Source organism: Pantoea sp. GM01 (genome assembly GCF_000282675.1).
Lineage (GTDB): Bacteria > Pseudomonadota > Gammaproteobacteria > Enterobacterales > Enterobacteriaceae > Pantoea > Pantoea nemavictus.
In genome coordinates this window covers 74,446-81,591 of the sequence record NZ_AKIU01000085.1, presented here as the reverse complement: position 1 = coordinate 81,591, position 7,146 = coordinate 74,446, and the positions used below count along the sequence as shown (strand labels likewise).

7 protein-coding genes, 2 tRNA genes and 1 pseudogene are annotated in these 7,146 nt (G+C 45.6%); 9 read left to right on the top strand and 1 reads right to left on the bottom strand.

The window, feature by feature from the left end; translation table 11 throughout:
* The 8 genes and pseudogenes from PMI17_RS21965 to PMI17_RS25440 form a co-directional block, all read left to right on the top strand.
* Positions 1–396, top strand: a pseudogene (locus PMI17_RS21965) (type VI secretion system tip protein VgrG); the annotation flags it as partial.
* The gene (locus PMI17_RS21960) at positions 396–1,265 is read left to right on the top strand and encodes a DUF6402 family protein (RefSeq protein WP_007892960.1); all 870 of its coding nucleotides are present in this window, start codon (positions 396–398) and stop codon (positions 1,263–1,265) included. The pseudogene PMI17_RS21965 and the gene PMI17_RS21960, both read left to right, overlap by 1 nt.
* On the top strand, positions 1,262–1,699 hold the full coding sequence (locus PMI17_RS24550; protein WP_007892959.1) for a hypothetical protein: 438 nt from the start codon (positions 1,262–1,264) through the stop codon (positions 1,697–1,699). The genes PMI17_RS21960 and PMI17_RS24550 overlap by 4 nt, the downstream gene beginning before the upstream one ends.
* Before the next feature lie 258 nt (positions 1,700–1,957).
* A complete protein-coding gene (locus PMI17_RS25450; RefSeq protein ID WP_007892958.1) occupies positions 1,958–2,383 on the top strand; it encodes a DUF6201 family protein in 426 nt (141 codons plus the stop codon).
* Positions 2,384–2,975: 592 nt separating this feature from the next.
* Complete coding sequence (tssE, locus tag PMI17_RS21950) at positions 2,976–3,425, top strand: type VI secretion system baseplate subunit TssE (RefSeq protein WP_007892955.1); 450 nt, start codon at positions 2,976–2,978, stop codon at positions 3,423–3,425.
* Positions 3,426–3,446: 21 nt separating this feature from the next.
* Positions 3,447–3,857, top strand: a complete 411-nt coding sequence (locus tag PMI17_RS25445) for a DUF1283 domain-containing protein (protein ID WP_007892953.1) — start codon at positions 3,447–3,449, stop codon at positions 3,855–3,857.
* Positions 3,858–3,901: 44 nt separating this feature from the next.
* Positions 3,902–5,245 (top strand): VasL domain-containing protein, encoded by a 1,344-nt coding sequence (locus PMI17_RS21940; protein WP_007892952.1) that lies wholly within the window; start codon positions 3,902–3,904, stop codon positions 5,243–5,245.
* A tRNA-OTHER gene (locus PMI17_RS25440) sits at positions 5,237–5,322 on the top strand. Before PMI17_RS21940 ends, PMI17_RS25440 begins: the two co-directional genes overlap by 9 nt.
* 53 nt (positions 5,323–5,375) lie before the next feature.
* Here PMI17_RS25440 and PMI17_RS21935 read toward each other — a convergent pair.
* Positions 5,376–5,463: transfer RNA gene (locus tag PMI17_RS21935), tRNA-Ser, on the bottom strand.
* A 244-nt stretch (positions 5,464–5,707) separates the two neighbouring features.
* On the opposite strand from PMI17_RS21935, the gene phoA reads away from it, so the two are divergent.
* Positions 5,708–7,114, top strand: a complete 1,407-nt coding sequence (gene phoA, locus PMI17_RS21930) for an alkaline phosphatase (protein ID WP_007892951.1) — start codon at positions 5,708–5,710, stop codon at positions 7,112–7,114.
* The last annotated feature ends 32 nt before the right edge of the window (positions 7,115–7,146 follow it).

Genomic DNA, 7,146 nt, shown 5'->3' with positions numbered 1-7,146 from the left:
CAGGACATCCTGTTCGCCGGTAAAAAGCGCATCGTGCTGATAGGCGGCGGCAGTTACCTGAAGCTGGAGGCCGGGCGGATTGAGTACGGCACCGAGGCGACGTACCTGCGGAAGATTAAGCGTACGCATAAGGCGGTGGTGCGGGAAGCGGAAGTAAATATTTCAGCGATGCAGTCTGCTTTACCAGCGCTTTCATGCGGAGAACATTCAGCGTGTTTCAAAATAACTGATACCCACACTGGAGCGGAAGATATTGAATTCGCATGGGCCTTAACTGCCGAAACCGGGCGAATTGAAGGCCAGACTGATAAAGTTAAAACCGCTCTTATAAGAACCGACCGTGAAGAATCACTGATGCTTGACTATGTGTTCCAGATTAGAGCAGGTACAAAATAATGACTGTTGCAACGACCTTAACATCTAAGAATGAAAGTCAGACAGAAAAGCAGGTTGAAGTTGATTTCTTCCATATTGATATGATCCCTAATGCTATGGATAAGATGAATTGGCAAACTGCGGCTAGTCTCATGCAACATTGGTTTAGCATTGAACCAGCATTTGAATTTACAAAAAAAACAAAGAACGAACTGCTAATGATGGATCCTAACCTCATCAATTCTTCTCAGCTAAATACTGATATCGTTAAAATGTCATGGGCTATGTCATATAAACAAGTTAATGAAGGAGTTGTTAAATTATCTAGGGTGTGGAATAGTCAAAATGGTAGGCGAGAACTTAAGGCCAAATTGGCTAAGCTAGGGTATTATCAAAAGGAATGTATTAGGGTTGGGTATGATAATGATGTTAAATATTTAGAATCTAAGGCCCAGGTTAATTATCTGACAATTGGTGGTTTGCTCGATAGTGTAGATGGATGGTATGGTGCTATGGGCACAAGTACATTAAAAGTATGTGTTCAAGGATTCACCACATTAGAGCAGGATAAATGTTATTTTATTGTTGAGAAGTTAGGTTTTTATCTAAAGGATACGTATGATTTTGTGGATGAAGACTCAACATCGGAACCCTTAGGTATATGGAATAAAGAAAGGATTTTGAATAAAATTGAATCGGCTTTGTATATGTCTTCCTATGCTTCAGGATTATGGGGAGTACTAGCAAGAGAATTTTCAGGTTTTGTACCTGTGTTCAATAAAGACTTCAGAAGGTGGCAAGGTAAACACAATTCTGGTGGTGATTTTATTATCCTATCGGATGTACTATGGATAGATGCTTTACCTAAGGATAGGGTAATCGAGTTATGAATTTTTTTAAAGTTAAGTTTTTTTTAAAATTGTTTTTTGTTGTCATGATGATTTTTGTTAGTGTGTTTCCATCCTCATATTTACATTACAGTCGCAATGAAATTTTTGAGATTCATAGTGAAAACAAAGAATATAAATTGATTGCTTATAGGTTGTTACCAGTATCACTGTACTCAATTTATAAGTTGATTAATTCTGAGGGGTATTTTTTTATAGTTTATGATCTTTGTGGCGATGTTATTTATAAGCCAAATTTCAATTATGGAATTGGCTCTAATTTAATTTACGGAGGGTTCCGGTTTTCAGAAGGTGTTCAGCCTGAACTCTTTTTTCCCACTAATGGAGGTGTTGACTCAGTAATATTAAAAAAACCATCACTACATTGCATTCCAGAAAAAAATAAATTGATTCAAAGGGTTAATTATTTTAGATGATGGTGGTTTTTTATTTGTGATGGAAGGCCCTTCTTTGTGATTTTTTTCCTTCCGACTAGTAACATTAAAAATGGAATGGGCCATTCTGGCAAATATGTTTTGAATCAGATAATAGATAAGAAATGAGTATAATCCGAATTAAAAGTAAAAATTAACCAGTTACTTCGTAGAGAAAAACGAGTCTAATATGAGTGAAAACTTAATCTGACGTAAACTTTCCTGGCTCCTTAACGGCTGATTAAGTAAGGTTGGACAGTTATGAAAACTAGTTCTGTATTTTATTATTCTTGTTTCACCATAATATTTTTATGGTGGTTAGTTTTTTCACCGGTGTTCTTTTTTGGAAGTTTTAACTATGTAGAAGAGATAGTAAGCCTGGATGGTAAATTCAAAGTGGTATCTTACGATGTTATTCCATCAACGCCTATTTCAATTTATCAATCACTAATTGAAAATGATGTTTTTATTGTCATGTATGGGGTCAAAGGTGAATATCTGGGGCAGAGTTCTCCTTTTGAATTTTCTGACGTAGATGGCGTTTTAGGTGATGTCGTTTTCTTTCCTGGTGAATCTGGAAATGCCGATTTCTTTTCGATTAATGGCGTAGGTGATTATACATCTGGGTACGAAATTCCCGTTAGCAATATGAGGTGGTGGAGTCGTATTTCTTCATTTTTTAGATGATGTAATATCCATAAATTAATCGAAAGTAACTCTTTTTAAACGATTGAAATTCGATTTATTCAAGTTGGCAGCAAAAGCAAGTTTCTAGTGAGTTGAATTGTGTTAATAGCAAGCCAAGAAATAGGTTTATTTAGTTGTGAGAAAAAGTAAAGTAAAGCTGTTAGTGATTTTTGCTTTAGTCGTTGGATTGTGCTTCGTTATATTTTTTCGATCCTCAATTTGTTATGGCAAATATAATGAGCAGTATGAAATTCATAGTGAAAACAAAAATTATAAGTTAGTTATCTACAAATATATTCCCGTTTCTCTCCTTTCCATCTACAAGGTTTTTGATGATATGGGGTACTTTTTGTGGTATACGACCAATGTGGAAGAAAAATTTATAAGCCTCCATTTAATTATGGGGTGAGTGCAAATTTGATCTATGACGAAACGGAGTTTTCAATATTAAATGGAAACGAGCTTTTCTTTCCTATTAATGAAGAGATCGATTCAATAAAGTTACCATCTGTTTCTTCTGCTTGTGTTTATAAATAATCTACTTTATTTATAATGTAAGTAAAATATAACTTTAAAAACCATTGTGACAAAAATGAATGAATCCCAAGCATCATTGTATGAAGTTCTATTAGGCAATTTTTCAGGAGAATTTGAAGCGGATTGTCTGGCTGAAAATGATCAGGCAATCCTATCGGTACTTGATAACATGCAACGTATTCTTAATGCCCGAGCTGGATCGTTTTCACACATCCCCGATTACGGTCTGCCGGATATGTCTCGTATTTTGCAGGGCATGCCAGGTACCGCGCATCAGTTGCTTTATACACTCTCAGAAGTGCTGCTGAAATATGAGCCGAGATTGAAACGTATTGATGTCATTTTACTCGAGCAAAATATACCCGGTGAACTGCGATACGCGATTGATGCTGAGCTAAATGAGATCGGATTAGTGCGCTTCGGCACCGAATTTATGCCGGAGGGACGTGTGATGATCCGCCATATGAAACAGCAGCAGTATGTAGAAGCCCGAGCTTTTGTTTGAGAAAAGCTAATGGAGTCGTAAGTGAAGAAATTACTGTTATCCGGAATGCTAGTTTTACTCAGTACCGGTGCCGTTAATGATGTCAACGCGCATCCAGGCAGAACTAATTCCGAAGGCTGTCATAACGATCGTAAAAATGGCGGCTATCACTGTCACGGCGCAAAAAGAAAGTCTGCTGACTACTTCGCAAGCGAACCAGCAGCGCCAGCGAGAAGCCCAGAAAAGAAATCCGCTAACGAAAAAACCTCGCACACAACTCCTCGCCCTTCGATTACTACACAAAAACCTGAAAATAAAGTCCCGCAGCGCACTGTGGATAATCCACAGGAGCGGATGCAGCGCTGCGTCAACAGCCAAAATATTTACGCCTACTGGGAGCCAACAACCAAACGTTGTCTTGATAGCAAAACTGGGCGCGAACTTACCATCTAAATAACTTTCTTTTTCGCCTGATTAAGGCTTTTCGGAACACTGCAATGACTTCATCTCAACCTCGCTTCGTCAAAACCGGCGGCGATCCACGTGCGTTGGCAGAATATGCTGCGCTGCGTCAGGAAATGCAGAAACTCACGCACCCGGCGCGTCCGGATGTCGATTGGCCGCATGTCTCCGTGCTCTGTTTAACGCTGTTCGAAAAAAACGGCGTCGAGCTGCAAAGCGCCGTTTGGTACACGCTATCGCGTGCGAACACGGCAGGAACGGCAGGTATGACAGAAGGCCTGGCGGTGCTGGTGGCGTTGATTACCCGCGATTGGCCGACGTTATGGCCGCATTCAGCGCACGCGCGCATCGAACTGCTGGCGGGACTGAGCCGTCGGCTGCAGCAATTCCTGCGTACTCAAACGATAACCGAAGCAGATTTAACGGCGCTTAGCCAGTCGGCACGTTTGCTTAGCGAGGCCGGTGCTCATCTTCATCGTCTAGAACTGCGTCAGCTCAGCCAGATTGATCCGCTGCTGGGCCGCATTCGCAGTGCACAAGTGATGCTGGAACACTGCGATGTATCAACGCCTGATGCCGTGGCTAAGCTGCCTGAAGTCGTTCCGATGGAGAAGCCCGCACTGGCGTTAGCAAGTGCAGAAGTCAGCGGCTGGGTGTATGTTCCATCTCCGGGTGCGCCGGCACCCGATCTGCGGTGGCTGCGCCGTCGTGCGTTTATCAGTGGCATAGGCGCAACGCTGCTGAGCGTGTCACTTATTGCCGCCACTTGCTATTTCTTTGAGAAAAATACTGAGCAGGAACCTCTGTTGCAGCAGGCATTACAGGCTTCAGTATCACCAGTTGCTGCGCCTCTCACACCGGAAATGATTGCTGAGCTCCAGGCTAATCCCCCCGAATGGCTGAACGACGGTGCATGGCTGGAGCAAACGCAGCAGCAACTGAACTGGCTGCAGGGCGCATCGCCGGACTGGAATCTACAGCAAGGTAATGCGCTGGTAATGCAGGCCAGCCTGTTGTTGCCTGATTCGGATGCGGTTAAAACGATGAGCGCACGCTGGAACAAGCAACTTAAAGCGGCAACGCTGCCTGTTGAGAATGTGCAGGGATGGCAACAGGGTATGGAGCAGCTCAACATGTTGTCGCAGCGCCTTAATGGACTTGACGAGCAGCGCGGCAAATATCTGACGGTGAGCGAACTGAAAACAGCGGTCTACAATATGACGCAGGCGTTCAACGGAACGGTGCCACTGGAAGAGGAACTGCGGGTGTTGCAGCAATCGCACAATGACGCTACACAGATCCAGTTAACACAAGCGGAAATGCACCTGAAGCAGCTTATCGCCAGCTATCAAGAGTTAGTCACATCTGCAAGAGAGTAGGATTAAGCAAAATCCACGGTCTAACTTGTTTTCGCCAGGTATCGAACCTGGCGGGGGTTCGAATCCCCCTCTCTCTGCAGAATAGGCAAAAAAAAAGTCTGAACATAAGTTCAGACTCTTCTTTAGAATGTGGCGGTGAGAGGGGGATTCGAACCCCCGATACGTTGCCGTATACACACTTTCCAGGCGTGCTCCTTCAGCCACTCGGACACCTCACCACATTTTTTTGCCAACCGCGCTGGGTCAACGGGGCGCTACTATAGGGAGATCGCTGAAAAGGGTCAAGCGCTATTTTCTCCTTTCGTTCTATCCGCTTAAGCTCTGAGCGGATTGCCTTTACCCTGCTCAGAATGTCGATTCTGTCATCAAACTATTCCTTTTCCGTCACAAAAATGTCACCGCATTGTCGCAGACTTGTCTGCGGAAACATTTGGTTATATCTATGGATAAGGATGCTTATAAATGAAACACATACCTCTCTTTACGGTTACGCTGCTGGCTTCTCTGGTCGCGACGTCAGCAGTGGCAGAAGAGTCCAATTATTCACGCGCCGCCACCGGTGATGTGACCGAACACGGCGGGGCGCGTCGTCTTACCGGCGATCAAACCGAGGCGCTGAAAGCCTCATTAATCAATAGCACCGCGAAAAACGTGATTTTGCTGATTGGTGACGGCATGGGCGATTCGGAAATCACTGCGGCACGCAACCAGGCGCGCGGCGCTGGCGGTTTCTTCCCCGGCCTGGATGCATTGCCGCTCACCGGCCAATACACCCATTACTCGCTGGACAAGAAAACCCACAAACCCAATTACGTGACGGATTCCGCTGCATCGGCCACCGCGTGGGCTACCGGTGCCAAATCCTACAACGGTGCAATTGGCGTCGATGTTAATGGCAAAGATCAGGTGACGATTCTTGAGTTGGCGAAAGCCGCCGGTAAAGCCACCGGCAACGTCTCGACCGCTGAACTGCAGGATGCCACGCCAGCTGCGTTAATGGCGCATGTCACCTCGCGCAAATGCTACGGTCCGGAGAAAACCAGCGAGCTGTGCCCCGGCAACGCGCTGGAGCAGGGTGGTAAAGGATCGATTACTGAACAGATGCTGAAAACCCGCCCAGATGTCACGCTGGGCGGCGGTGCGAAATCCTTTAGCGAAACCGCGAAAGCCGGCGAGTATCAGGGTAAAACCCTGCGTGAACAGGCGCAGGCGCTGGGCTATCAGTGGATTGATAATCTGCAGGACATGAATGCCATTCAACAGGCCGATCAGAGTAAACCGGTTTTGGGTCTGTTCGCCGATGGCAACATGCCGGTGCGCTGGCAGGGACCAAAGGCCAGCTATCACGGCAACATCGATAAACCGGTGGTGACCTGCGAGGTGAACAAAGATCGTCCGGCTTCCGTGCCGACGCTGGCGCAGATGACCAAAAAAGCCATCAATCTGCTGAGCACTAACGACAAAGGTTTCTTCTTGCAGGTGGAAGGTGCATCGATTGATAAGCAGGATCACGCGGCCAATCCGTGCGGTCAGATTGGTGAAACCGTCGATCTGGATGAAGCGGTGCAGGAAGCGCTGGCGTTTGCGCGCGAGCACGGCGATACGCTGGTGGTGGTGACCGCCGATCACGCACACAGCAGCCAGATCGTGGAAAACGGCACCAAAGCACCGGGCCTGACGCAAGCGGTGAATACCAAAGATGGCGCGGTGATGACCATCAGCTACGGCAATTCAGAAGAGGATTCGCAGGAGCACACCGGAACGCAGGTGCGCATCGCAGCGTACGGTCCGCATGCGGCGAACGTGGTGGGATTAACCGATCAGACCGATCTGTTCTTTACTCTGAAGGACGCAATGGGACTTAAGTAACAGCTCAACGATTCAATAACCGCACATTCCGT

Excerpts from the sequence above, each read along its gene's own strand:
- PMI17_RS21940 (WP_007892952.1), top strand. The coding sequence starts at position 3,902 with ATGACTTCATCTCAACCTCGCTTCGTCAAAACCGGCGGCGATCCACGT.
- PMI17_RS25450 (WP_007892958.1), top strand. The coding sequence starts at position 1,958 with ATGAAAACTAGTTCTGTATTTTATTATTCTTGTTTCACCATAATATTT.
- PMI17_RS21960 (WP_007892960.1), top strand. The coding sequence starts at position 396 with ATGACTGTTGCAACGACCTTAACATCTAAGAATGAAAGTCAGACAGAA.
- PMI17_RS24550 (WP_007892959.1), top strand. The coding sequence starts at position 1,262 with ATGAATTTTTTTAAAGTTAAGTTTTTTTTAAAATTGTTTTTTGTTGTC.
- phoA (WP_007892951.1), top strand. The coding sequence starts at position 5,708 with ATGAAACACATACCTCTCTTTACGGTTACGCTGCTGGCTTCTCTGGTC.
- tssE (WP_007892955.1), top strand. The coding sequence starts at position 2,976 with ATGAATGAATCCCAAGCATCATTGTATGAAGTTCTATTAGGCAATTTT.